The organism is Mastigocoleus sp. MO_188.B34 (genome assembly GCF_030065675.1).
Lineage (GTDB): Bacteria > Cyanobacteriota > Cyanobacteriia > Cyanobacteriales > Nostocaceae > Mastigocoleus.
In genome coordinates this window covers 14,376-41,266 of the sequence record NZ_JASJDK010000063.1, presented here as the reverse complement: position 1 = coordinate 41,266, position 26,891 = coordinate 14,376, and the positions used below count along the sequence as shown (strand labels likewise).

Below are 26,891 nucleotides of genomic sequence, written 5' to 3'. Positions count from 1 at the left end.
ACCACGATCAGCCACGCGGCTGCGCCGATCGCATTACACTATAACTAAAAAAATAGTAGTTGTATTATTTGATTATTTTTATCCAATATATTCTCCGTGATAACCGAGTGCTACAGATTAGGGTGCGGAATGTAGGTTCTAACTACAGTTCAAAACTGATTCATCAAAACTAAGTAATCAAAACTCAGCGATCGCAATTGAGTAAACTGACAACTATTACTGATATATTTCGACTAGCTTTTAACTAGCCACAGGTATTGGATTTTCAACTGAACCTTCTTCTTTTTCTTCAATCTCTGGGGAACCGAAATGTTTTTCCATAAGTGCTGCTACTTGGTGAGCCTGAATGCGATTGTAACGAGTTTTATCCGGCATTACTAAGTTTGGTCCAGCCTTACATTTTTTCATACAGCCAGTACCTTTAATATTTACTTGTCCTTCTAAACTGCGATCGCTAATTGCTGTAGCTAAAGCCTGACACAAAGCTTTACCACCACGCTTCATACAATCTGATTTTTGACAAACTAAAATAGTTGTTTTCTTATCTTTTTTGGCAGACTTACTAGCTAATCCAGGAGAAGCAACAAGAGGATTGCTTGCTTTTTTTGCACTTCCATTTATTGCATTTACCTGTAATTGGGGATTTGCAGCTCTAATTTGTTCAGCTTTTAGCTTAATTTCCCCACTTTTTAAATAATATTTTTTAGTTCCCCATATTTTTAGTTGAGTACCTATTGCTAATCTCCAATCGAAAGCGATCCGCAGATGTTTAGCTAATTTAACGTAAACTTCACCTTCATCAGTAGCCAATACCAAACCTTTGAGCTTATAGCGGTCTTTAATAACTAAATGTCGGAAAGTACCTTCCAAGCAAAACTCGGATATTTCTGTTTTATGAGATTTACCCATTGTTAAAACCTATTTTTATACAAACAAAAAATTTGTGAATGATGTTGCGATGCGCTTGTGACTAACGTCAAACTCTACTGAAAATCAAAACCTGTTTGTAATGAATCAGCTTCACTACGTAAAAAAAAGCATCATTTATAATTCCTGATAACGATATTGCCAACACTCTTCAAGAATTTCTATCAGGTCTTGGCGTTCAGCATTTAATTGACGCACAATACTCCAAACTTGAACTGCTGCTGCAATGCTAGAAATCTCCACTGTCAGTTCTTGATTTGTCTGACACTGACAAGGAATTTCTAATTCCTGCAAACGTCGATAAACTTCCCAACGATCTATCCGACTTACTTTTACAAGCTGCTTGAAACTGTAGTTAGAAATTGAACCTTCCAAATTTAATGACCCTCAAAGTGCAATAAAGCTTAGAGAACTATTAAGCCTTGTGGATACAAACAAGCTGTAAAGATGCAGCTTGCTCCCTAGAACAAGAAAAATAATTTCCACACCCACCATGCGTAAAGCATGAAACTGCTAATTAATAAGATGACAAATACAAGAAGCTTAAAACTTCTTGGAATTAATTCTTAGCTAGTTTGCCCCTCTATTACAGGATACATTAGCTGCAAACATTTCTCATTAGTTTTGCAAAAAAAATAAAAAAATAAGAAAAGTTACTCATCATGAAGCGAAGTATTTACTTGCAGACAGCCCCATATCTACAGCTTTAATCTAAGATTTAAAATAAATAAATGTTGCATAGTATACACTTTAGAGCGAAAGCAAATATTTAAAGTGCTTACTATTCCTTGTTTATAGTTGCGTGTACTCAAATACGTGTACTATATGTTTCTCGTTATGATATTGGCTCTTTGAAAGAAAAGTATTGTTGTTCAATCATATTAGTAATGCAAAAATATCTTATTTCTCTTTGAACTCTAAACTATATCAATATGATTTAAAGATTAAGAATTATTGTCTTTAATGAATAGTAAATAGACTTATTTGTTTTGATAAAAGAATAGAGTTTTTAATAAAAATTAGTCATTAATATTTGTATTCATAGAAAAATTTTTGATTGGATTATATTGCTAAGGATTTTTTATTTTTTAAATGCTAATATGTAGAAATTAAGCAGTTTGCAATTATAACTGCAGTAAAAGAGAGGAGAGGAACAATGTCTGAAACACAAACTTTAGTGCATAACTTTGGTCAGGTTTATGACAACCCAGTCTTATTAGATCGCAGCGTTACTGAGCCAGTTTGTGAAGGTTTTAATGTAGCCTTGGCAAGTTTTCAGGCACTTTATATACAGTATCAAAAGCATCATTTTGTTGTTGAAGGAGCAGAATTTTACTCATTACATGAGTTCTTCAACGAGAGTTTTGATGAAGTTCAAGGACATATTCATGACATTGGAGAACGCCTAAATGGCTTAGGTGGAGTACCTGTAGCAAGCTTTAGCAAATTAGCAGAATTATGCTGTTTTGAACCAGAGCAAGATGGCGTTTATAATTGCCGGCAAATGTTAGAAAATGACCTCAAAGCTGAACAAGCTCTGATCGGTTTAATTCGTCGTCAAGCTGCTCAAGCTGAGAGTTTGGGTGATCGTGCAACCCGTCATTTGTACGAGACCATTCTCATTAAGACTGAGGAACGTGCATATCATCTAGCTCACTTCCTAGCTAAGGATAGTTTGACTTTAGGGTATGTACAAGCTTCTACTAATTAATTCTTTTATATCCTAAATATTTCTGTTTGATGCCAAAAATTATTTGGTCATAACTTTTCAGAAATAACTATAAGAAAAAGGCAGAGGTTGCGATTATTTCGTTCTTCTGTCTTTTTTTGTTACTTGTATATTTTTTGTCTTGTTAACTATGAGAAATATGATTTCTGATGATTTATAAACAATCATTTAAACATATAATTTTATATTTGAATCATAGCCAAATGTCAATGATTTACATAAGCCAATCGAGGAAGAAAATAAATTAAAATTTAATTGTTGCTTCAAGTATCAGAATACATAAGATTTCCGATAAGATTTTCAATCAAAATTTCAATAGATATAGGTATAAAATAGTAATAACAGCAAATAAAATAAACAAATAAAACTGATGTTTGAAATCAATGTTTTTGCCTTCTGGCATTTTAAGGTTAAAGGCTATTAGTTTGCAGGAATAATTGACAGGGTAGTTTTTCAATACCCATGCGCGGATGAATAATATCTATTACTGTTTTTTAGGTTTTATTCCTTTGGTAATGGAGAATTGATTAAAGGTCGCCAATTTTACTGTAACTACCACAAAAGCTTACAATTTTGACCATTTGTCAAGCTTGATGTCATCAAATCTAGAAAACCTGGTAATTAATCAGATGAATTGGAGGCAAAGACCTTTAAAATCAATGTCACATTCCTGTCCTCCTACTCCGAATCAACAACTATGCCCCGCCGTGATGATATTAGGAAAATTCTGCTCTTAGGTTCTGGTCCAATTATCATTGGACAAGCCTGTGAATTCGATTATTCTGGAACTCAAGCTTGCAAAGCGCTGCGAGAAGAAGGCTATGAAGTAGTGTTGGTCAATTCCAACCCTGCGACTATAATGACCGATCCAGAAACAGCAGAACGAACATATATTGAACCATTAACACCATTATTAGTCGAAAAAGTTATTGCCAAAGAGCGTCCTGACGCTTTGCTACCAACAATGGGCGGACAAACAGCTCTTAACATAGCTGTGGAGCTTTCTAAAAATGGAGTCTTAGATGAATATGGTGTAGAGCTTATTGGTGCTAAGCTTCCAGCAATTGAGAAAGCTGAAGATAGAAAGCTATTTAATGAAGCGATGGCGCGTATCGGCGTAAAAATGTGTCCTAGTGGTACAGCTTCTTCTTTGGAGGAAGCAAAGCTAATTGCAACAAAAATTGGTGCATATCCTCTAATTATTCGTCCTGCTTTCACAATGGGTGGAACAGGCGGCGGTATCGCTTATAACGAAGAAGAATTTGCTGAAATGGCACAGGGGGGTCTGGATGCTTCCCCGGTGTCACAAATCCTCATCGATCAATCTCTGATTGGTTGGAAGGAGTACGAACTTGAAGTGATGCGCGACTTGGCAGATAACGTAGTAATTATCTGTTCTATTGAAAACATCGATCCCATGGGGATTCATACCGGCGATTCAATTACGGTTGCTCCAGCCCAAACATTAACTGATAAGGAATATCAGCGACTGCGGGATATGGCAGTTAAAATTATTCGCGAGATTGGTGTTGAAACTGGTGGTTCCAATATTCAGTTTGCTATTAATCCCGTAGATGGGGAAGCAATTGTGATTGAGATGAATCCTCGGGTTTCTCGTTCTTCTGCTTTAGCTTCCAAGGCTACAGGTTTTCCAATTGCGAAAATGGCAGCCAAGTTATCAGTGGGCTATACCTTAGATGAAATCAAAAATGATATTACCAAGCAAACACCAGCTTCCTTCGAGCCAACCATTGATTATGTGGTAACTAAAGTTCCTCGTTTCGCCTTTGAAAAATTTCCCGGTTCCCAAGCTGTGCTAAACACCCAAATGCGTTCAGTTGGGGAAGCTATGGCTATTGGGCGGACATTTAATGAGTCTTTTCAAAAAGCTTTACGTTCTTTAGAAACAGGACGTGCGGGCTGGGGCTGCGATATTAAGGAAAAATTACCCAGTGGTGAACAAATTCGCGCTCAATTAAGAACTCCCAATCCAGAAAGGATATTTGCTGTGCGTCACGCCATGCAACTGGGGATTACAAATGAAGAAATCTATGAACTGACAGGTATCGACCCATGGTTCCTAGATAAAATGCAACAATTGTTAGAGGTGGAAAAATTTCTCAAACGTAAATCTTTAACAGAATTGACACAAGAGCAACTTTTTGAGGTTAAACGTCAAGGGTTTAGCGACAAACAAATCGCTTTTGCGACCAAGACTACTGAAGACGAAGTAAGAAACTATCGCAAACAACTAAATGTAATACCAGTTTACAAAACTGTAGATACATGCGCTGCAGAATTTGAAGCATTTACTCCCTATCACTACTCAACATATGAGGAAGAAACAGAAGTAGTACCCACAAATAAACCTAAAGTGATGATTTTAGGTGGTGGTCCCAATCGCATCGGACAGGGAATAGAATTTGACTACTGTTGTTGTCATGCAGCTTTTGCTCTGGGAGATGCGGGTTACGAAACCATCATGGTTAACTCTAACCCAGAAACTGTGTCTACTGATTACGATACCAGCGATCGACTGTATTTTGAGCCACTCACAAAAGAAGATGTCTTGAATATTGTTGAAGCGGAAAATCCGGTGGGAATTATCGTTCAGTTTGGCGGACAAACACCTCTTAAATTAGCGGTACCCTTACAAAAATATTTACAAGATTTGGAAGCTCAAGAGTTTGCAAATCAAAAATTAGAAGCCCAAGAATTAGAAGCCCAAGAATTAGAAGCCCAAGAATTAGAAACCCAAGAATTAGAAGCTCAAGAATTAGAAGCTCAAAAATTAGAAACCCGAGAATCAAAAGCTTTTCGGGGAGAAAACTCAGGATTTACAATGCCCAAAATTTGGGGAACATCTCCTGATTCCATTGATATCGCTGAAGATCGGGAGAAATTCGAGAAAATTCTGGATCGGTTAAACATAGCCCAACCACCGAATGGTATCGCTCGCAGTTATAAAGATGCACTAGTAGTTGCCAAACGCATCGGTTATCCAGTTGTAGTACGTCCTAGCTACGTATTGGGAGGAAGAGCAATGGAAATTGTCTACTCTGACGTAGAATTGGAACGTTATATGACCTTCGCAGTTCAAGTTGAACCAGAACATCCAATCTTAATTGATAAGTTTTTAGAAAACGCCACTGAAGTTGATGTTGATGCGATCGCAGATCGTACCGGAGAAGTTACCATTGGTGGCATCATGGAACACATAGAACAGGCGGGTATCCACTCAGGGGATTCGGCTTGTGCCTTACCTTCTATGTCTTTACCACCGGAAATTCTCACTCAAATACGCAGTTGGACTGTCGAGTTAGCCAAGGCTCTGAAAGTAGTAGGTTTGATGAATATCCAGTTTGCCGTGGTGGGCTTGAATAACGACTCCCCCCAAGTTTATATCCTGGAAGCTAATCCTCGGGCATCTCGCACTGTTCCATTTGTTTCTAAAGCAACCGGCGTACCCCTGGCAAAAATTGCATCTTTAGTGATGTCCGGTCGAACACTTAAAGAACTGGAATTTACCAAAGAAGTGATTCCAAAACACATAGCTGTCAAAGAAGCCGTCTTACCTTTTGACAAATTTGCTGGTACTGATACAATTTTAGGACCAGAAATGCGATCAACAGGTGAAGTCATGGGCATTGATTGCGATTTTGGTAGAGCCTTCGCTAAAGCCGAAATTGCTGCAGGGGAGCTACTTCCTTTAACTGGTACAGTCTTTGTATCAATGAATGATCGCGACAAAGCCGCAACTGTACCCGTAGCCAAAGAATTTATTGAGTTAGGCTTTGGTTTAATGGCGACATCAGGCACACTGCAGGTGCTTAGAGAACATGGACTAGATGTTGAACTAGTACTAAAACTCCATGAAGGTCGTCCTCACGTCCTAGATGCGATCAAAAACCGCAAAATTCAGTTAATTATCAATTCGCCTTCTGGAGAAGAAGCTCAAACTGATGCAAGATTAATTCGTCGTACAGCTTTGGGTTACAAAATCCCTATTATTACAACTTTAGCAGGTGCTAGGGCAACAGTCGCTGCGATTCGTTCCCTGCAACGCACCACCTTGGATGTAAAAATCATTCAGGATTACTGCGTTACAACTTAAGTTTCATATGTTATTAGTCATTTGTTCTCGAACTGGGGATCGATAACAAGTGACTGATAACTGGTTAGTTGTTGAAAGAATTATTAAGCCAGAACTTGAAGTAAAAATTTATCGCTATGATTGAGATATTTTAAGAAAATTTCATAATATTTGTGCGAACATATTAAGTCACTGGAGTAAGTTTTCAGTCAAAATATGCTCTATTTAAGGCAATAAATGCCTTAAAAAAAATTCAAGTTCGCTTTACCGAACCTTCATCACAAAAATGAGAATGTTACAATTTATTAAGAAAATAACATAAGTCATAAATGTTTGAAGCGTAACTTTTTATCTAACTCCTGATACTTGTTTTAACAAAAGAATAATTGTAACTTTTAGCAGGTGAAAGTGTAATCAAACAGTTATTGAAAAATTAGCTCCGCCGAGCAGGTCAAAAAGCAATTTTTGATGGGTTGCCATTTTCATTGCAAGTGCGCCCAATGAAAACTATTTATTTAGTAAAAAGTAAATTCAAGTCTGAATACTACTGTCAAACCTATAATTACCAAAAAGTAGTGCCATGAAGACCGCTCAGAAACCAACAGACCTCGTGCGGACTTACTTGCGCGAGATTGGTCGCGTTCCACTTTTGACCCATGAAGAAGAGATTTTTTATGGGAAACAGGTACAACGTGCAACCAGCTTGTATGAAGTACGAGAGTTATTAGCAAATAAGTTGGGACGTCAACCAACTCTACAGGAGTGGGCAAAGGAGGCAAATCTAGAACCCTCTGAGCTCAATAGTGCCATCGATTCTGGTGAATTTGCCAAGCGCAAGATGGTAGAAGCTAATTTACGTTTGGTCGTTTCCGTCGCCAAAAAGTATATTAAGCGTAATGTCGATTTACTAGATCTAATTCAAGAAGGTAGTATCGGCATGCAAAGGGGAGTAGAAAAATTCGACCCCACTAAAGGATATAGATTTTCTACCTATGCGTATTGGTGGATTAGACAAGCAATTACCCGGGCAATTGCAGAAAAAGGTCGTACGATTAGGTTGCCAATACATATCACCGAAAAGCTAAATAAAATCAAAAAAGCCCAACGCCAGTTATCACAAAAATTAGGAAGAGCTGCAACAATATCTGAATTGGCAGAAGAATTAAAACTAACTCCCAAGCAAGTAAGGGAATATCTAGAAAAATCTCGTTTACCCCTATCTCTAGACTTAAGATTGGGAGACAATCACGATACAGAATTAGGTGAAATGCTGGAAGATACCAGCGCTTCTCCAGAAGAGTTTGTCACTCAATCATCTTTGTCTTATGACCTAGAGCGTCTGATGGGAGAGCTAACACCCCAGCAAAGAGAAGTAATTTCTCTACGCTTCGGTTTAATTGATGGACAAACAATGACCTTGGCCAAAATTGGCGAACAGCTTAATATTAGTCGTGAAAGAGTTCGACAGATTGAGCGAGAAGCGCTAACCAAGCTTCGTAAATATAAAACCAGTATTAATGAATATTTGGCGAGCTAGGTTGCTTCAAAAAGTCAATTGATAGTTAGAAGATCTTAAGAAGCTTTCAATAAGGTAGTTTTTTCAGTTAATTCTGTGTACTGACCATGTAAATAGAACATTCTTAGATGTTTTATATACCTCAAGACTGGGCGCGCAATACAAATAAATTTTGGTTGATTTCCACGGGTGTCTTTGAGAAAAATCTTTGATAGCCCTAGACTATATATACTATTTGCAGTTACTTTAGTCTGTTCGGTCAACGGGAACTACTACTTTTTTATATTGCCTCAATAGTAAGATATACAATCTTTTTCAGTAATAAAATGGAGACGCTGCACTTGCACGTCTCCATTATCTTTTGATATTCAGATGAAAATAACCACTATATTCAAGATTGGTAGATGATACAGACAGATACATACTATTTTTAATAAAACAGTAATATCCAAGGTTGTTAAACTGAAACTAAGTCTCGTTGGGTTAATAAGTTATTACAGGAGCTTACATAATGAGTGATTCATTCGATAGAGTTTCAGAGTTTTTTGAGAAAAATCCACACAATGATAATTTTCTGTGGCAATATGTTAAATCATTGAGCCCGGAAACAATTAGCCAACTGTCCAAGCCAGATTCTAGCGAAGTTTTTCAAGTAATGGAACGGAAAATAACTGGGTTGCTTGGCAATATCCCTTCCGAACATTTTGGTGTAACTATTACTACTAATCGAGAAAACCTGGGACGTCTTTTGGCTTCCGCGATGATGAGTGGTTACTTTTTACGTAATGCAGAACAAAGAATGAACTTTGAAATTGCTTTACAAGATATGGACAATGATGGCGATCAGAGCAGCTAGCGCAGCGCAGAGCCTGTGGTGTCGGCGTTAGCCTGCAATTATCAGTGAATGCCCTTGGTATGGTCAAAGCTTCTGGAGCAAGCATTACAGCAATAAATAAACCTGTAAATCAATAAATAAAGTTGATTGATGATTAAAATTATAATGGTCGTGCTTAGGAAACAAATTTTATATAAGTCTATGGTAGAAATAACTTGCAAAATAGCTCATCTTTGAAGTGGAAAACTTACAAACCTTGAAAAATTAATTTCCCATGCTCATTATGCCTTCCCTTAATCAATCTCAGTACGACTATAATTTCAAACAAATAACCGTTTCAAATAAATAAAAAAAGACTTAAGGTTAGTCCTTAAAATTAGGAAAAACTTAAATTTGAAGCTTAATTTAAATTTTAATCATATATTTGGAATAAGTATTTCAAATTTCAAACTATTTAAAAATATGTTTAAAATCAAAGCAAATAATTTTGACCTTAAGTAAGCTTCTGGGAATCAGGATATTATCCGCGCTAGCTCAACCGAAAAAGCAATACAATATCTACAAATTTATTCTTTGAGCATTTTCTTTGTCTTTGATTAAGCTATGAATCAAACCTCCAAAATCCCTCCCCATAAAATCATTGGTGCTGCAGTAATCTGGAACCAACAAGGTCAAATCTTAATAGATCGTCGTCCTTTGGGAGGACAGATGGGGGGGTTATGGGAATTTCCTGGTGGTAAAATTGAGCCAGGAGAAAGTATTGAAGAATGTATAAAACGTGAAATAACAGAAGAATTGGGTATTGAAATTGCTGTTTGCGAACATTTAATTACCATTGACCATACCTATAGCGATCTACGTATTACCCTAACAGCTCACCATTGTCAGCACCTTTCCGGGGAGCCTCAAACTATAGAATGTGATGAAATTCGTTGGGTATGGGTTGATGAACTAGAAAATTTTACTTTTCCTCCAGCTAACACCCAGATTATTAAAGCAATTAAAAAAAATTCAAAACAGCCTTTACTCGAGCGTTCAAAGCAGCAATAGTTTTACTGTGTTTAACTGCTAGTATGTGCAGAATTATTTGGATTCCAATCTAATTTTCCAAGATAATTTTTCCAAAATAATTTTTCTAAGCTAGGTTTTTACTAGGTAGGATATACGGGTAAAGTAAAGTGGAACCAAGCACCACCTGTGGGAGCTTTTTCTACCCAGATTTGACCGTAATGGGCTGTAATAATTCGCTGACACAAACACAAACCAATTCCATAGCCATCTTTTTCTTCATCCCGCTCCAAGCGATAGTGGTTTTCGAATATTTGCTCTCGCTTCTCCTCAGGAATACCTGGACCACTGTCACCAATACTAAATTGAACCTTTTGGGTCGTACGATGCAATCCAGAAATACTGATAACGCCACCTTCTGGTGTATATTTAATTGCGTTATCCATAAGGTTGATTAAAACCTGACGAATACGTTCAGGATCTGCATAAACTAGTGGTAAATCTTCAGGGATATCTTTTTCCAGTTTCAAAGATTTTGCTTTGTAGCGCTGGCGTAATTCACTCATCACCTCACAACATAATTTACCAACTTCTGCTTTCTGGGGGACTATTGGTATTTTTGTTTCTTTTCCTCGCCCAACCTGAAGAAGTTCTGCTATCATCTTGTCAATTATTCGTGTTTGAGTACGTGCTTGTCTGAGTAACTTAGCCGCCAGAGAAGGTGTCAGACGTTTAAATGTTCCTGTTTCTTGAATGTAGTTGGACTGCAGAGTCTCAACAGCAATTGCTGCTGCAGTCAGAGGATTACGGAGATCGTGTGCCAACATGGCAATTACCCGATCTTTGAACTGTAATTGTTCTTCAAGCTTGTCTTTCTCTTGCTTCAAGTGGAAAATTTCGTCTGATAATTTCATCAGTTCCGCCGAAACCGCAAGTGATTTAATTCCCGATGTCGAAGAATTTAATTTGTTTGTATCTCCTGCATTGTCACTATCTTCTATTAGACTTACCTGTGACTTAAAATACATTTCTACTGAAACTTGCCAACGAGGCCACCATACTTGTAATTGACTAATAATATTACTACCAGCCAAAATATGTCTCGGTTCAGGATGTATTTTTACTAAAGCTGGGGTAGCAACCAATTTGAATTGTTCAGCTAAATAAGGTTGCTGTCCGACATCAACAATTTCCAGTTCAAACTGATACTCTGCTTTTAACTCTTTTAAGTAAGATCGGATACGCTGCACCTGTTGTCCGGACTTGGGTCGCCCATCAATAAACAGTATCAGCTGTAGAGGAGCATCAGTATATGCGAACCGATCCTGGGAAAGTTGCATGAAATCTTGTCTGAGTACTTGTCACAACCCGACGACCCTTAAAAGTAGTTGATATAAAAAATGGCGGTCGCTGGAAACTTTTTTGAAACTTAAGATCTATTTTAGATTTTTCAGGGTCCTATTCTCTTAAATTGGTATTTAATATTATGTAGTAGATGTTGTTATTTTTGTGCATGGGAAATTACCCTACGGTCTTTAGCTGATTAATTTCGAGTCGGGAATAAATCTCAGTCGTCATCATCTCCGAATCAAAAAATTTCGTCAAGACTGATAGCTAGGTTTTATACTATGCCTAGTGAATAAGTACAATGGTACACATCTAAAAGCTGTAAGTATAAAAAATAGCTAAGATACAAACACTCAATATTTAAGCAATAGTTTATACCCTCCTAGAACTACAATGATTTCATAATTTTTTGTGCGTAAATAAAAGTAGACTGTATTAGCTCATTTCGTCAGAATTTAAATACATTAATCTTGACTAGGCATAAGTCCCATAATTGTTCGGAAACAATCTTTAGATATGCCCAGCAAAAGATATGCCCAGCAAATTTGGAAGTTTATTTCCTCGATGGATTATTATAATGTGTATATTGCCGCATTAAGTTTACCAACAGCAACGCTTTGAAGCTTCAATATTGATTGGAATACAGGATCGTATGACACTGTGGATTCTCGCATTGAGTGAAGCTAATAATATTTGTAATTATATGTTATCACTTCTTGAAGACTCCCGCGATTAATTGTGTTGCCCTAGTTTATATAAGCTGCTTAGGGTCAACAATAAGTAGTTTTAAATGGTGTCATAAATAGGGGGATTTTTTTTAAGCAGGCGTTATTTATTTATCATTGAAAATAATGCAGTTATTAATCGATACATTTTCTAATTTGGAAAAAGTTTAAAGTCGGAATTCTGGCGATAGAGTCACAAATTTTGTAGATAATACTTGTAATATAGAGAGCAAACGACAGAAGTTACAAATGGTCACTCAAAAATTAATCAATCTGCGCTAGCTTAGGTATTGGCACGAGTTATGTGATTTTCAGTGTTACTTCTGTATATTCGTTCTGTTATTTTTCTTAGTTTGGCAATTTTAGTAACCTCCCTTTTGGGTTGTGCGAATAGTTTTGTCGAAAAATCTTTGGCTCCTGACCCTAAACTTAAAGAGAAGCCTGATGTTTTTGCTGCGAAAACGGTCAGCGAAGAAAGCAAAGAGACCAAAAGTAAGCAGTCTAATAAAATATCTTCCAATCTACCAGTTGGTTTTCCCCAACAACTGAAGTATCCTAATGCCATTCTTGACGAAGCTAGCTCAACTGAAGGTCCTGCATCAAAGTTATTAACCCGCTGGCACAGTTCTGATCCTCGTAATGTCATTAGTAATTTTTATCTAAGTAAATTACGACAAAATGGTTGGAAAATTTTACAACAATCAAACGATGAAACACCAGTAGTTATTGCTGCGCGACTTAATGACACTCAAGTCAAAATTTCTATCGAACCCAAACCAGTAAATAATACTCAAGCTCAACAAGCACAAACTAATCAAACACAAACTAATCCAATACAAACAAATATTGAGTTATTAGTTGAAAACATAAATGGCGGCAAATTAACAACACAAAATAATTCCGATCGCGATCAAGAAAATCTACCTCGTCCAGGTTCTCCAGACTTTATTGGACCAGTTGCAAATAATACTAAAACACCTGAGTCTCAGGAAAGTTTGGAAAATAGCAATTTGGAAAATAGTAGTGATTCTGCAACCAAATCAAGGCAAAATTTTAACGACATCGATAAAATTCCACCACAACAGCAAGAAAAAATTCAAGACCTAGCAAAATTGGGGGTTTTAAAAATAAACTTCGATATTGGTTCAGAACAAAATACAAGTACTCCTAATTCAGCCGCAGATAATTCTACTCCAAGTAATCCCAACATCAATAAATTTGAACCAGCCAAAAATATTACTCGTCGTGAATACGCAAGATGGTTAATAACCGCCTACAATAAAATGTATGGCAACGACCCAACAAAACAAATTCGTCTAGCTTCAGCAAGTACTAAACCAGTTTTTAGAGACGTTTCAAAAACCGACCCAGATTTTGGCGCAATCCAAGGATTAGCAGAAGCAGGTATTATTCCCAGTTCGTTATCAGGTGATTCGACGCAAGTGCTTTTCCAGCCCAATTCACCCCTCAACCGGGAGCAACTAATTTTATGGAAAGTACCTTTGGATGTGCGTCAGGCTTTACCAAGTGCAAATTTGGCAAGCGTAAAACAAACATGGGGCTTCCAAGATTCAGCAAAAATAAGTTCAAAGGCTTTGCGAGCAATGTTAGCAGACTTTCAAAATGGCGATAAAGCTAATATCCGTCGGGTTTTTGGCTACACTACTTTGTTCCAACCAAAAAAAACAGTTACCCGCGCAGAAGCTGCTTCAGCTTTATGGTATTTCGGAACCGAAGGTGAAGGGGTCTCAGCACAAGATGCTTTGGCTTTGAATTCCACGCCATAGGAAAGCAACAGGACATATGTACACTTACTTTACTCTGTCCTAGATACTACTAAAATTTGCTTCAAAGTATAAATTTTAAACCAATAAAATATTACAAATTTGTATTTTTGAAAGTTAGCTCGAGCTTGTATATGATCGCGAAGTTTTTCTTTTTCTACACTCTCGGTTTATCTTCATTTCTATTTGCTAGTAGCTGTGGTTAAAAAAATTTTTTCGGCGTTGCATATTTTCGGGATGATAAGCAGATTTGCATAAGCTGAAACAGTTGATAAATAAGGAGAAATTTTTTTTGCGTATATTTGAATCATCCCGTATTTATGCAACGCCATTTTTTCTACTTGCTAGCAAATAAGATTCCATTTCCTAATTCCAGAGAACACGTAAGTACGGTATTGAAAAAAGAAGTTTTAAATTTTATTTGTCTCAGCCGTTTGTTATTTAACCCTCATATAAGCTCTGTAAAATCTAAAGCGTTCATAGTCTTGCATTCAATCGATGCACAATTACCAAGATTTATTCAACATTATTGAAGAATTAGTGATGCATCATTCTCCTAGTGGTGCAGAAAAAGAAGTAAACCAATTCTTGATGGAGCAATTTGATTCATTGGGAGTTAAAGCGTGGTGCGATCGCGCCGATAACATCATCGCCAAAATTCCTGGGAAAAATTCAGACCGAGCAGTTGCAATTACGGCTCACAAAGATGAGATTGGTGCCATAGTTAAAAATATTACTAATAAAGGGCAAGTTGAAGTTCGTAGGTTAGGGGGTTCATTCCCATGGGTTTATGGTGAAGGTGTTGTCGATTTGCTTGGAGATAAGGAAACCATTAGTGGTATTCTCAGTTTTGGTTCTCGTCATGTTTCCCATGAATCTCCACAAAAAGTACAACAGGAAAATAGTGCGCTGAAGTGGGAAAATGCTTGGATTGAAACTAAATGTACGGTTGCAGAATTAGAAGCTGCGGGAATTCATCCAGGAACTAAAGTTGTCGTTGGCAAACATCGTAAATCTCCAGTGAGATTAAAAGATTACATCGCCAGTTATACCTTGGACAATAAAGCATCAATTGCAATTTTACTAGCCTTGGCAGAAAAGCTGAAAAAACCAGCAGTAGATATTTATTTAGTTGCATCAGCTAAAGAAGAAGTTGGAGCAATTGGGGCAATGTATTTCAGTCAAAATCAGCGTTTGGATGCTCTAATTGCTTTAGAAATTTGTCCTCTTGCTCCAGAGTATCCCATTGAAGATGGCGAAAAACCTGTAATCTTGTTTCAAGATGGCTATGGTGTTTACGATGACACTCTCAATGCACAGTTGCGGTCTTCAGCAAAACAATCCAATATGCCGATCCAATTAGCAACATTAAGTGGTTTTGGCTCCGATGCATCGATCGCCATGAAATTTGGTCATATTCCTCGTGGAGCTTGTTTGGCTTTTCCGACCCAAAATACCCACGGCTATGAAATTGCTCATTTAGGTGCGATCGCGAACTGCATTAAGCTACTAAAAGTCTTTTGCGAAACAGAATTTGACAGTTGACAGTTATCAGCTAACTTTTTATTGCGCCTTGTGTCCTAACTAAATTGGTGGGTGATTGTTTGTTACATCTTTAGTGCCTATGCACTACTTACATAAAACCTAAGTAACACCTACGTGCATTAACTGTAGCTCGTAAGGGCGTCACGTTAGCCATACATAAACTGTTTACTGTTCACTGAAATAAGTAACAATCTATTAAAGGTATCGGCTATTGAGTCGCAATTTTCTACAATGATTCCAGCAAACTTGAACTAAGAACTAATTTAAACAAATGCCTAAAACCGTTGCCGATGTAATGACCCCCGATCCAATTGTTGTTCAACGTGAAACTCCATTGACCGAAGCGATTAAAACCTTAGCAGAAAAACATATTAGTGGGCTGCCTGTAGTAGATGATGCCGGACATTTAGTCGGTATTATTTCGGAGACGGACTTGATGTGGCAAGAAACAGGGGTTACACCTCCGGCATATATTATGTTTCTTGATAGTGTAATTTATTTAAAAAATCCAGCTACCTACGAGCGCGATTTACATAAGTCACTCGGACAAACAGTTGGTGAAGTGATGAGTGATAAAGTTATTAGCACTGCTCCAGATAAACCTCTTAGGGATGCAGCAAAAATTATGCGCGATCGCAAAGTTCAACGTTTACCAGTAATTGATGCTGAAGGTCAAGTAATTGGGATACTCACCAGAGGTGATATAGTGCGAGCAATGGCTTCTGAGCAAGATTAATTATTGAGCGTTTGTCACTGTTAATTTGTAATTGGTAATTAATTGATCGCCATTCAAAAAAACAGGTGACAAATGACAAATAACAAATAACAAGTGACAAATAATAAAGGAAAAATAACAAATGACTATAAATCCTGAATCTGTTAAACAATTATTGAGTTCCGAAGATTTGGGCGATCGTCTTCGTGGAGTTAATCAGATTCGTCATCTCGAACCAGCTATTGCTTTTGAATTACTTCAAGGTGCTATTGGCGATAGTAATTCTCGGGTACGTTATTCAGCAATTAGTCAACTTGATACATTTGGCGGACAAGATTTAGATTTGTCGTTGCAGATTTTACGCGATCGCTTGCTTAATGATTCGGAAATAGACGTTCAAGCTGCTGCTGCTGATTGTTTGGGTGCTTTAAAGTTGCACGAAGCCTTTGATGATTTGCAACAGATGTACCAAAAAACCAATGAGTGGATTATTCAATTTAGTATTATTGCAGCATTGGGAGAAATGGGAGATCCCAAAGCTTTTGATTTACTAACCCAAGCTCTCGCTTCTGATAATGAATTGGTGCAGACAGCAGCTATTAGTTCTTTTGGAGAATTAGGAAATGCAGAAGCTGTACCTTTATTAGCACCCTATGCTAGTAATTCTGATTGGCAAATTCGTTATCGAGTTGCACAAGCTTTGAGCAGACTGGGAGGAGAAGAAGCAAAGTCAATTATTGAAACTTTGGCTAATGATACAGAAGAAGCTGTGGCGAAAGAAGCAAAAAGATGTCTAACTGATTCTTGAATAAAAACCAGTTTTTAACAAAAATATTTTCTGCAGAGACGTACTACTATTGATTTCATCAATAGTAGTACGTCTCTAGTAATTTTATTGAATCACTAGGGTCAAATCTAGGCAGGCAGGTAAATATTTCTCCTTACTTTTCCAATCAAATAAAATCTTGTATTTTACCTACTGAAATGTATTTTACCTACCGAAATAATAAACGAAAATTACCCAAAATATACTACATATTTCCCGCTAACATATTCCCTTGCAAAATGGGAAAATTTTACTTATGTTTTATAGATAAAGCTATATTTTGTTATTCGATAACCTGTAACTCTAAAAACTAAGATAAAAACTTTTCATTCATTTATATATTTTTTATTGAATAAATTCTCATACTTAAAAAAGATATTTGTATTCCGGATAAATATCTCTTTATTTATGGAAATAACACATGGTTTTAACACAGATTTGTATCATTTATAGATTTTATCCTCAGTAATTTTCCCAAAATTGTTTTTCAAATCAAGATGCAATAAATACTAGATTTTTTTGATGACATAATTACGGAGATAGAAATAAGATACAAACATGCTTAAAAGAAAATAAGCAAATTTTTAAATCACATCAATTGCTTTAATAAAAGGTTTGGATTATGCAAAAGTTAAGCTTATTGGTCAAGACATTAGTTGCATCTACTGCTGGATTCAGTGTTTTGGGCTCTATGTCTGCAGCTAAAGCTATGAGCTTAGTTCCACAAAGGGAAGGTGAGATTGAGCTTACCAATATGTCTTGTATTGTGGATAATGCGGATTGTATCAATACTACATCCTTAGGTTATACAGTTACTAGTAAAGATCCAGTAAGTAATGATAACTATGGATTTAGTAGACTTTTCTCAGATAAAAAAAGTACGACTAATACTTGGGGTTTAGAAATTAATTTTAATCAGACGGATGAAGGTACAAACCCCCAAACTGATGCTTTTTGGTTCCGTCCTGTTGCTTATGATAATAACAATAACGTCATTGAAAATGGTCGCTTAGAATATGGGGTTTTTGAATTTAATTTTGCCCAAACAGCGAATGAAGTTAAATTATCGTTTTTAGATGTAGAAGAATCTCCATTTACTAGCATTCTTCAGGTGAATGGTGATAGTAATTCTCAACCTATATTTCTTCCTGCTGCTGGTGATGATGAAACTCAATATCTTGTTTTAAATAATGTAGATTCTTTCGTCGTCCAATTGGGTAACCCGGGTGACAATAGCACTAAGTTTTCCAGTACTGGTGATGGTGTTAATTTGCAAGTTAGCGTACCCGAACCAGGAACAGTTTTAAGTATTGGAACTTTAGCTGTAGCAGGTATGTTTGGTTTAAGAAGAAAACGCAACAACTCTTCTAAAACTACTTAGATATTGCAACTTCTCTTTTCTTGGGACAATAGAAAATACCCTATCAGGTAAGTGCATTTTTAACAGGTTTAAAATTTAGCTTTATATAAATCATCAGGGTGTTGTATCTATTTAATTTCATATTTTAAATTTCTTTTTCTCTTCCTTCTCTTCAGTTTTGTGTCAAGTAGATAATGTAACTAAGACAGCAATAGTTACTTTATCTACTTTTTTTTATTTTTATTTAAACCAATCTACTCAAACTAAGCTAATCATAAGTAAAAGCCTCATGTACCAAAAACTTGAGACCAAGTCGTCCAAACAAAAATCACAACTGCTGTAATTCCTAATATTCCCTGAATCAGATTTCCTACTAGAGTTCCAACAAAAATACCAATTCCAGCTTTTAAGGCTACTAGTAACTTACGTTGATAAATAAATTCACCAACAATTGCACCTAACAAAGGACCAATTAACATCCCGAGCAATGGTCCACCCACTGGTAAAGTTGGAAGTAAGCCAAAAAATCCCAGCAGCAAACCAACGAATGAACCAATTTGTCCCCACTTACTAGCACCAGCTTTTTTTGCACCCAGGTAACCAGCTAAAAAATCTACTGCTGTACCTATGAGTAACACTACACCTGTAACTATTACAGGTATTTCGATCGCAGCAAAGGAACCTTTAACAATTCCCCAAATAATCACTGCAACTAAAATTAAACTAATTCCAGGTACACCGGGAACAACCGCACCGATAATACCTACCATCATCAAGGCTATTAACAACCAATATATAATTTGGATTTGCATATTTTTTAAGTGGTAACCGGTAATAGGTAATAGGTAATAGCTAATGAGTAATTGGTAATTGGTAATTGGTAACAGTCAACTATTAACTATTAATCTCACTTAGGGTAACAGCTAATTTATTCGCAATTCCGGTAATCCAGTTTTCATCTTGCTTGGTATAACTGCGAGGAGCATTTGCACCTAAGATTAATACACCGTCAGAACCGATTGGCTGACAAATTACACCTTGAGTATTGGGTGGTAAATAGTCAAATTCAACCCTACCTGGATACACTTTTAAATCGACTAAATAAATAGGTTTTTCCTTTTCTATGGTTCTTTTTAAAATCGCTCCTGGATTAACTTCTGGAGAGGGACCCAAAATACCGCGACGTAAGAGAACGCGATTTCGATAAAAAACTACAATCGAACAGGTAACTGTGTTTGTTAGCAATAAATGAGAAGCCCAAGCAAGCTCTGTTTTAACTATTTCAGGTAAATCTTCTTGTAATTCAAACCCTTCATCACCAGTCAGTTCTACTGCATCGGGGATTTTAGGTTGTACTTGCTGCCAAATTAAACCCGTTAAAATTAAAACTGCACTTAAAATTACACCAAGTACATCCCCTCGTGCTTGGGATACAGTTAGTGTTGGTGTATATAGACGATTGATTAATAAAAGTGTAGCGCCTAGCCCTCCAACAACTATGGGTAGACGCCGCAAAACTTTATTTGGATCGTTTTTACTCATAGTTAATAAAAATTACCCTCTTCGACTTTTCACTAAGGGTTATGCTCGCAGCATTCGACAGTGTAAAGTCAAGAGTTAAAAGTTATGAATTCTAGAATTATGAGTTATGAATTATGAGTTATGAATTATGGAATTAAAGAATTATGAACTGATAATTATAAATTGAGAATAATTAACTGAGAATTACGAACAGAGAATTACGAACCTAGAAATATAAATCATACAATAATGAATTTGGGATTATAAATCTGGAAGTATCGATTACGAGCTACTGAATAATATTTCACTCTTAATTATCAACTTTTAATCCTTAATCCTTTAATTCCTAACTCTTAATTCTTAACTCCCAACCCTTAACTCTTAATCCTTAATTCTTAACCCTTAATTCTTAACTCCTAACTCCAATAATTTTTACTCCTCCCCTGGTTCAATAATTCGCTGAAATAAGTATCCAGTTCCCCGCGCAGTGAGAATTAATTCTGGGTTGCTCGGATCGTCCTCTAATTTTGCGCGCAGACGTGATATATGTACGTCCACAACACGAGTATCAACATGTCTCTCGGGAGTGTATCCCCAGACTTCTTGCAAAATTTCTGAACGGGAAAAAGCTTCGCCAGAACGACTTACTAGCAACTCTAACAAGCTAAATTCCATCCCCGTCAAACGGATGCGCTCGTCACCTTTGTAAACTTGACGTTTGTTGGTGTCGATTTTGATGGTACTTACATGAATTACGCCAGAACTAGGAATTCCTGAAGCACTGGTTTTGTCCACCCGACGTAATACTGAACGAATCCGAGCTTCTAACTCTTTGGGGGAAAATGGCTTAACAACGTAATCATCCGCGCCTAATTCCAACCCAGTAATCCGGTCTGCTACATCTCCCAAAGCTGTAAGCATGATAATGGGAACGTCTGACTCCTTTCGTAGTTCCTGACATACGCCATAACCATCGAGCTTCGGCATCATTACATCCAAAACTACTAAATCTGGCTCAGAAGAGTGAAACGTATCTAGAGCTTCCTCACCATCACCGGCTGTTACAACATCATAGCCAATCATCGAAAGACGAGTTTCCAGAATGCGGCGAATACTGGCTTCGTCATCTACTACTAAAATTTTTTCCTTATGACTTTCCAATTTTCCCGACGCTCCTTCACGAAAAATTTTTCAACATTAATTTTTACTACCATACTATTAAGATATCATTCCAATTATTATGTCGTAAAAATCTGCAAGTACTGTCATTATTGTATTTAAGCTCGTAAGCAAACTTAATGAAAAATTAAGATTATTTAATTAGATAAAAATGGCTAAGCCAAAAACAATTTATGTTTGTAATGAATGTGGTGCTGAATCTGCTCAATGGTTTGGGAAATGTCCTGCTTGCGGTACGTATAATTCCTTAGAAGAAGAAGTTCTTATCCAATCATCTACAGATTTACCTTCACGAGGTGTGGGTTCGTGGCATTCTTCACAAGGAAAAACCAAAGCAGTCAAAACACCTCAACCAAGAGCATCTTTAAAATTTGACCAAATTACCGACCGTCAAGTGACCCGTTGGCCTTCTGGATATGGAGAACTGGATCGAGTCCTTGGTGGCGGGGTTGTACCTGGTTCGATGGTACTCATTGGTGGTGACCCAGGTATAGGTAAATCTACTTTACTATTGCAAGTATCAAATGAACTAGCGCAGAGATATCGAATTTTATATATTTCTGGGGAAGAGTCAGGACAACAGGTCAAACTTAGGGCTTCCAGACTTGGTGTTACTGATGTTTTAAATGTTGTTAGCGAAGAAGATAATAAAACTGAAGAAACAAACGATACAAATGGGAATAAAAAAGCATCCAAAAATTTAGCAGATTTATACATATTACCAGAAACAAATTTAGAGGAAATCCTCAAGGAATTGGAATCCCTTCGACCAAATTTGGCTGTCATTGATAGTATTCAAACAGTGTTTTTCCCCGGATTAACTTCTGCCCCTGGTTCAGTCGCTCAGGTACGGGAATGTACTGCAGCTTTAATGAAGGTGGCAAAGCATGAAGATATCACAATGTTGATCGTAGGTCATGTAACTAAAGAGGGAGCTATTGCTGGACCGAAGGTATTAGAACATTTAGTTGATACGGTACTGTATTTTGAAGGTGACAGATTTGCTTCCCATCGATTGTTAAGAACTGTTAAAAATCGTTTTGGTGCGACCCACGAAATTGGCATTTTTGAAATGGTTACTAATGGGTTGCGGGAAGTTCCCAACCCGAGCGAACTATTTGTAGGTAATCGCGACGATCCAGCGCCAGGTACTGCTATTGTAGTTGCTTGCGAAGGCACTCGCCCGATAGTTGTAGAATTGCAAGCTTTGGTAAGTCCCACTAGTTATACTTCTCCTCGGCGTTCCAGTACTGGGATAGATTACAGCCGCTTAGTGCAAATTTTGGCGGTATTGGAAAAACGGGTGGGGGTTCCCATGTCTAAGTTAGATTCTTATGTTGCATCTGCAGGTGGTTTAAATGTGGAAGAACCAGCAGTCGATTTGGGAGTTGCGATCGCATTAGTTGCGAGTTTCCGCGATCGCATTGTTGATTCCAGCACCGTACTGATTGGTGAAGTTGGTTTGGGAGGACAGGTACGTCCTGTATCTCAAATGGAATTACGCCTGAAGGAAGCCGCAAAACTAGGATTTAAACGGGCGATCGTTCCGAAGGGACAAAAATTTCCAGAGTTAGATATTGAGATTTTACCTGTAGCGAAGGTAATAGATGCGATTATTGCTGCTATTCCCCAGCAGACTGTGACTGAGGAAGATTTAAAGCCTGATGATGATGGAGTTAAGCGAATACCCCCACCACAGGTTAAACAAATATTGGAAGTCAAGCAAATATCAGAAGAAGAAGCTATTGAAACATCGGAGGAAATGAGCTTTTGAGAAATTCAAAAGTCATTTGACGACGTATGCGTTAAACCTTACGGTATGGCTGCGTTTACGTCGTTAGACGCCGCAGGTAGCACAGCTAGAGGCTAGAGGCAAAGACGCACCTTACGGTGTTCGCCTGCGGCGCGTCTCACGCCGACGCCGCAGGCTCTAGTTATTGCGTACCGTAGAGGTATCGCAATGCTGTAAGGCTTAACCGTAGGTAGTAGTTCCCTAGGTAGCGCAGCTAGCTAGCTACACCAACACCCCACACACAACACGCAGCCCGAAAGCGTAGTCATTGAAAGCCGGGTAGTAGGAGTTGCGATAGGCACAACGGCAGTCTTCAGAACTGAAGTGCCAGGAACCGCCGCGCAATACTCGAGAATGATTGTCATTATCATTATTGTCAATTACCCATGCACTCTTGTCTGTCGGCGCTTCTTCATAATTGCTATGCCATTGGTCTGCACACCATTCCCATACATTTCCATGCATGTCGTATAATCCAAAAGCATTTGCTCTACCTAGGCTTCCTACATCCGTTGTTTGATTATAGTTACCGCCATAGTTCGCAAGTTCAGATGTAATTGTTTCACCAAAGTGAAATGGGGTAGTTGTACCTGCGCGACAAGCATATTCCCATTCTGCTTCGCTGGGAAGATGGTAGTTTTTGTTAGTATGCCCAGAAAGTCTGTCACAAAATTCCACTGCATCGAGCCAAGAAACACGCTCAACTGGTCTGTTATCTCCTTTAAAATGGGATGGGTTGGGTTTAAGTTCGTGACTGACTTTGGTGAGAAATGTAACTGCTCGCCATTGTGCTTGGGTTACTGGATATTTACCTATGAAGAAACTTGGAACTGTAACTTGATGTTGTGGACGTTCATCATCGTAACTACCTTGCTCATTTTCCGGCGCACCCATTATAAAGTTACCGCCAGGAATATACAGCATTTCAATTTCAACACCATTTCCTAAGTCTTCAGTAAAATGCTGATTCTGTACTCCCTGATAGTTAACTATCAGTTTTTGATTACTTCTGTTTGTATTTCTCCCAAAGGTGATATCAATTCTTTTATTATTGTCGTGAGTAAATAATTCTTTTCTTATATTTTTTAAATCTTGATTACCAGGATTCTCTTTACACGCACCTTCAACTAACTCTTTTAATTTACCTTTCGGCTCAGCCCATTTCTTAATCAAATAAAAAACAATAGCTTTAAGGGTTTGTCCTCCAGCTATTTCATCAAGGTTTTCATCTAACTCAATAGCAACCATCATCTCTAATGAAGCTTTATCTGGAAAAGCACTGATAATGGCGTCTCTTAATCTTCCTATTTCCTGACCAGATAATTTAATTCTGCTACCTGACATTGCTACATATCAATTTTCTTACTTACGGCTAATGTGAATTAAATTCAGCATTGTAATATCAAGGGGAATTTACGTTATTTCAGCTTCTAATTCACATGGAGCATTATTTATTACTTTAAATATTATTAATTAAGGGTATTGTGAGACTAAATTCTTAGCACCGTCATACTCATAAAGCTAACGATCAAATCTAACTATCCATTCTTGCTCATGACTTTTGGGACTCACCACAAAACTGCACTCAACATGATAACAAATAGCTGTCCTGGAGGACTTTTTATGCTTTAGATACCTGTGCTAAAGAATATAATTCTTGATTTATACATTCGTAACATTATCTTCTACTTGTCAATCAGCAAAACGATAGATTTGTATATATGTCATTTATATCAAAACATCAATTCAATTAGCGATCGCATTTTTCAAGCAGCATAAAAAATCTCCAAAAACAATCGCTCATAACCTCTCGCAGGAAATGAGCGACCGAACTGTAGCAATATGTAATGAAGTTAAGAATCAATAAATGCGAAAGACTATAAACATACTTTCGCCCGTATTGGTTTATTCAAACTTAATTTCCTCAAGCTGAAAATAAACCTGAAAATCAAAAAACTTATCCCATTTGTAGAGAGTACTTTGATAAAAGTGCTTTGATTTTTATATCGGCAATACGCATCGTTGACTCTATCATATATTGCTGATCTGGTGTGATGTTCAATTTTTTGATAGCCAAATCGAGGCGATCACCAGAACGCAAATTATGTTTGAGTTCCTTAATTTGAGATGGTTGTAAAATAGCTTGAATATCCCGATTTCTCCGCTGTCTAATTCCTTGGATGCGCTGACGGAGCATGGGAGTTAAACTCATTTTTGAGCGAGAATCAGAGTGTTTTGCTGGTTTAACCTGTTCGGTAACAAATGTGGCATTAACAGAACTAAATTTAGCCGTTGCTGCACAAGCAATTCCAGGTGACAGAAAAAAAATCATCATCACAGCAACTACAGCCAATAAAGACAGGCGCTTTGTATTTTTGATAGCCATTATTAAATAATTCACAGCATAAATTCACAGCATAAATTCACAAGATAAAATTTTGGGGCTTAGGTAAATTAATCCCCTGAACTGGATCTGAGATCCAAACTCTTTATCTATTACTCCCCGCTGACTTTTAGAAATGCTGAGGATAAGTTATTTCTACCTCATAATACAAGGAATATTCAACCTTAGAAAAAATAAAAATTTTTCTTTAATCTCTGATGAGTTAAATGTTTAACATTACTTCAACAAAACAATTTTTTCTCAGCTCAATATTTTGCAATAAAAATATAAATATTCTCTTATTCACAAGCAAAAACTAGAATGATTAAAACTTTCCAAAGGGTGATTTGGAAAGTCATAAAATTTACAAAGCTACCTTAAACATACAAATTATCAAAATACAGCGCCATGATTTTTGATTCCTGACTCCTAACTTCTGACTCCTGACTTCTGACTCCTGACTTCTGACTTCTGACTTTTGACTTTTGACTTATTGATCCGAGTTATTTTTCCTCATAGATTCAATCTTTTGTTGCAATTCTTCAATTTGTCGCTGTAAATCTTCTACTTCTTGATTCTTTTTGGGAGTTTCTGCATCAACATTTACCCCAGAAGAAGATTTTTGATAATTTCCACTCTTAATTTGTTGATATTCAGATGAAGTTGACCACTCCTGTAAATAGTGCAAACGTTCTACAGGAAATGGGTGACTGAGCATCATACCCTGTGCGCCGTTATAAATTAAAAATTTGTATACTTGGTTGAGACCGTCAGCATCGAGTGCTTGATAATTTTCCGACTGTTTCTGAAATTCTCTCAAATGACACTCATGGGCATACTTGATGCTACCACCGGAAATTTTCATCATTGTCTTCATGACCGTATCCAAGTCATCCAAAACCAACAATGCTGCTCGGTCGGCAGATAACTCAGCTTTTCTCCGCCACTCAAAGAAAGCAAATATTAAAGTATTACTAATTAAATTACCCAAACCGAAGGTTACTTCGCTGATAGCAGATGCAGCATTCATCGCCCAAATCGCCATTTGAATTAAAATAGTATGACCGCACTTAATGTGTCCGAGTTCATGGGCAAGTACTGTCCTAATTTCTGCTTCATTAAGTAAATCTAAAGTTCCTGCATTAATGACTATGTAAGGGTGCTCTTGTCCTAGAGCATAACTATTTGCTGTCGGATCTTGGGAAACAAACAGTGTAGGTTCTGGATTCACATCCAAATCCCGCACGCATTCTCGAAATATCTGGTAAATAGTGGAATATTGGCGAGGTCCGACTTGAATGGAATTACCCATCAAATACACTAGTTGGGGTCTTTCGACAAAAAATTCCAAATACTTACTAGCGATGAGGTCGAATCCTGGTAAACCTCTTAGGGCTTGTTCTGCTTGTAAATCTAAGGGGTGACGAAAAGCTGTGCTAGAAATTCCTGTATAAGTTGCCATAGTTCACAAAGTTGGGAATAAATCAATGAATAGAATCTGACAGTTGTCTATAAAATTTACTGCTAGAGTCATTTTTAGTGAGTTTAACAGGACAAAATCAGGAAAAATGTTGGATCTTTGATTTGAGTGTTTGATTTGAATCTT

Annotated in this window: 20 protein-coding genes; 11 read left to right on the top strand and 9 right to left on the bottom strand. The window is 37.2% G+C overall.

What is annotated here, in order from left to right:
* Positions 1–240 precede the first annotated feature (240 nt).
* Both QNJ50_RS15915 and QNJ50_RS15910 read right to left on the bottom strand, forming a co-directional pair.
* The gene (locus QNJ50_RS15915) at positions 241–909 is read right to left on the bottom strand and encodes a (2Fe-2S) ferredoxin domain-containing protein (RefSeq protein ID WP_300636893.1); all 669 of its coding nucleotides are present in this window, start codon (positions 907–909) and stop codon (positions 241–243) included.
* A gap of 135 nt (positions 910–1,044) precedes the next feature.
* Entirely contained in the window at positions 1,045–1,302 is a 258-nt protein-coding gene (locus QNJ50_RS15910; protein WP_300636891.1) for an Asr1405/Asl0597 family protein, read from the bottom strand.
* 781 nt (positions 1,303–2,083) lie between these two features.
* Here QNJ50_RS15910 and QNJ50_RS15905 point away from each other — a divergent pair.
* The 5 genes from QNJ50_RS15905 (at position 2,084) to mutT (ending at position 10,150) form a co-directional block, all read left to right on the top strand.
* Positions 2,084–2,638, top strand: coding sequence for a Dps family protein (locus QNJ50_RS15905; RefSeq protein ID WP_300636889.1), 555 nt, complete (start codon positions 2,084–2,086; stop codon positions 2,636–2,638).
* Positions 2,639–3,353: 715 nt separating this feature from the next.
* The gene (gene carB / locus QNJ50_RS15900; protein ID WP_300636887.1) at positions 3,354–6,770 is read left to right on the top strand and encodes a carbamoyl-phosphate synthase large subunit; all 3,417 of its coding nucleotides are present in this window, start codon (positions 3,354–3,356) and stop codon (positions 6,768–6,770) included.
* 559 nt (positions 6,771–7,329) lie between these two features.
* Entirely contained in the window at positions 7,330–8,286 is a 957-nt protein-coding gene (locus QNJ50_RS15895; protein ID WP_300636885.1) for an RNA polymerase sigma factor, RpoD/SigA family, read from the top strand.
* Positions 8,287–8,776: 490 nt separating this feature from the next.
* On the top strand, positions 8,777–9,121 hold the full coding sequence (locus QNJ50_RS15890; protein ID WP_300636883.1) for a DUF760 domain-containing protein: 345 nt from the start codon (positions 8,777–8,779) through the stop codon (positions 9,119–9,121).
* 582 nt (positions 9,122–9,703) lie between these two features.
* Complete coding sequence (gene mutT / locus QNJ50_RS15885) at positions 9,704–10,150, top strand: 8-oxo-dGTP diphosphatase MutT (RefSeq protein ID WP_300636881.1); 447 nt, start codon at positions 9,704–9,706, stop codon at positions 10,148–10,150.
* Positions 10,151–10,251: 101 nt separating this feature from the next.
* Here mutT and QNJ50_RS15880 read toward each other — a convergent pair whose 3' ends face one another.
* Positions 10,252–11,448 carry a histidine kinase gene (locus tag QNJ50_RS15880; protein ID WP_300636879.1) on the bottom strand — a complete coding sequence of 399 codons (1,197 nt, stop codon included), beginning with the start codon at positions 11,446–11,448 and terminating at the stop codon, positions 10,252–10,254.
* 1,046 nt (positions 11,449–12,494) lie between these two features.
* Here QNJ50_RS15880 and QNJ50_RS15875 point away from each other — a divergent pair.
* From QNJ50_RS15875 to QNJ50_RS15855, 5 genes are all read left to right on the top strand, one after another.
* Positions 12,495–13,967, top strand: a complete 1,473-nt coding sequence (locus QNJ50_RS15875) for an S-layer homology domain-containing protein (protein ID WP_300636877.1) — start codon at positions 12,495–12,497, stop codon at positions 13,965–13,967.
* A 495-nt stretch (positions 13,968–14,462) separates the two neighbouring features.
* Positions 14,463–15,509, top strand: coding sequence for a M42 family peptidase (locus QNJ50_RS15870; protein ID WP_300636875.1), 1,047 nt, complete (start codon positions 14,463–14,465; stop codon positions 15,507–15,509).
* A gap of 271 nt (positions 15,510–15,780) precedes the next feature.
* Entirely contained in the window at positions 15,781–16,245 is a 465-nt protein-coding gene (locus tag QNJ50_RS15865) for a CBS domain-containing protein (protein ID WP_300636873.1), read from the top strand.
* Between the two features lie 121 nt (positions 16,246–16,366).
* The gene (gene nblB / locus QNJ50_RS15860) at positions 16,367–17,032 is read left to right on the top strand and encodes a phycobilisome degradation protein NblB (RefSeq protein ID WP_300636871.1); all 666 of its coding nucleotides are present in this window, start codon (positions 16,367–16,369) and stop codon (positions 17,030–17,032) included.
* Positions 17,033–17,672: 640 nt separating this feature from the next.
* Positions 17,673–18,431, top strand: a complete 759-nt coding sequence (locus QNJ50_RS15855) for an LEVG family PEP-CTERM protein (RefSeq protein ID WP_300636868.1) — start codon at positions 17,673–17,675, stop codon at positions 18,429–18,431.
* Between the two features lie 266 nt (positions 18,432–18,697).
* On the opposite strand, the gene QNJ50_RS15850 is transcribed toward QNJ50_RS15855, so the two are convergent.
* The 3 genes from QNJ50_RS15850 to rpaB all read right to left on the bottom strand — a co-directional run bounded on the left by QNJ50_RS15850 (position 18,698) and on the right by rpaB (position 21,092).
* A complete protein-coding gene (locus QNJ50_RS15850; RefSeq protein ID WP_300636895.1) occupies positions 18,698–19,216 on the bottom strand; it encodes a DUF456 family protein in 519 nt (172 codons plus the stop codon).
* Between the two features lie 88 nt (positions 19,217–19,304).
* Positions 19,305–19,952: a cofactor assembly of complex C subunit B gene (locus QNJ50_RS15845; protein WP_300636866.1), complete on the bottom strand. Its 648-nt coding sequence runs from the start codon at positions 19,950–19,952 to the stop codon at positions 19,305–19,307.
* Between the two features lie 411 nt (positions 19,953–20,363).
* The gene (rpaB, locus tag QNJ50_RS15840) at positions 20,364–21,092 is read right to left on the bottom strand and encodes a response regulator transcription factor RpaB (RefSeq protein WP_027842178.1); all 729 of its coding nucleotides are present in this window, start codon (positions 21,090–21,092) and stop codon (positions 20,364–20,366) included.
* Positions 21,093–21,261: 169 nt separating this feature from the next.
* Between rpaB and radA the strand changes: the two genes are divergently transcribed.
* Entirely contained in the window at positions 21,262–22,884 is a 1,623-nt protein-coding gene (gene radA / locus QNJ50_RS15835) for a DNA repair protein RadA (protein ID WP_300636863.1), read from the top strand.
* 240 nt (positions 22,885–23,124) lie between these two features.
* On the opposite strand, the gene QNJ50_RS15830 is transcribed toward radA, so the two are convergent.
* The 3 genes from QNJ50_RS15830 to QNJ50_RS15815 all read right to left on the bottom strand — a co-directional run bounded on the left by QNJ50_RS15830 (position 23,125) and on the right by QNJ50_RS15815 (position 26,747).
* Complete coding sequence (locus QNJ50_RS15830; RefSeq protein ID WP_366914273.1) at positions 23,125–24,246, bottom strand: SUMF1/EgtB/PvdO family nonheme iron enzyme; 1,122 nt, start codon at positions 24,244–24,246, stop codon at positions 23,125–23,127.
* Positions 24,247–24,859: 613 nt separating this feature from the next.
* Complete coding sequence (locus tag QNJ50_RS15820) at positions 24,860–25,288, bottom strand: hypothetical protein (protein WP_300636861.1); 429 nt, start codon at positions 25,286–25,288, stop codon at positions 24,860–24,862.
* A 487-nt stretch (positions 25,289–25,775) separates the two neighbouring features.
* Positions 25,776–26,747: a M48 family metallopeptidase gene (locus tag QNJ50_RS15815; RefSeq protein ID WP_300636859.1), complete on the bottom strand. Its 972-nt coding sequence runs from the start codon at positions 26,745–26,747 to the stop codon at positions 25,776–25,778.
* Between the last annotated feature and the right edge of the window lie 144 nt (positions 26,748–26,891).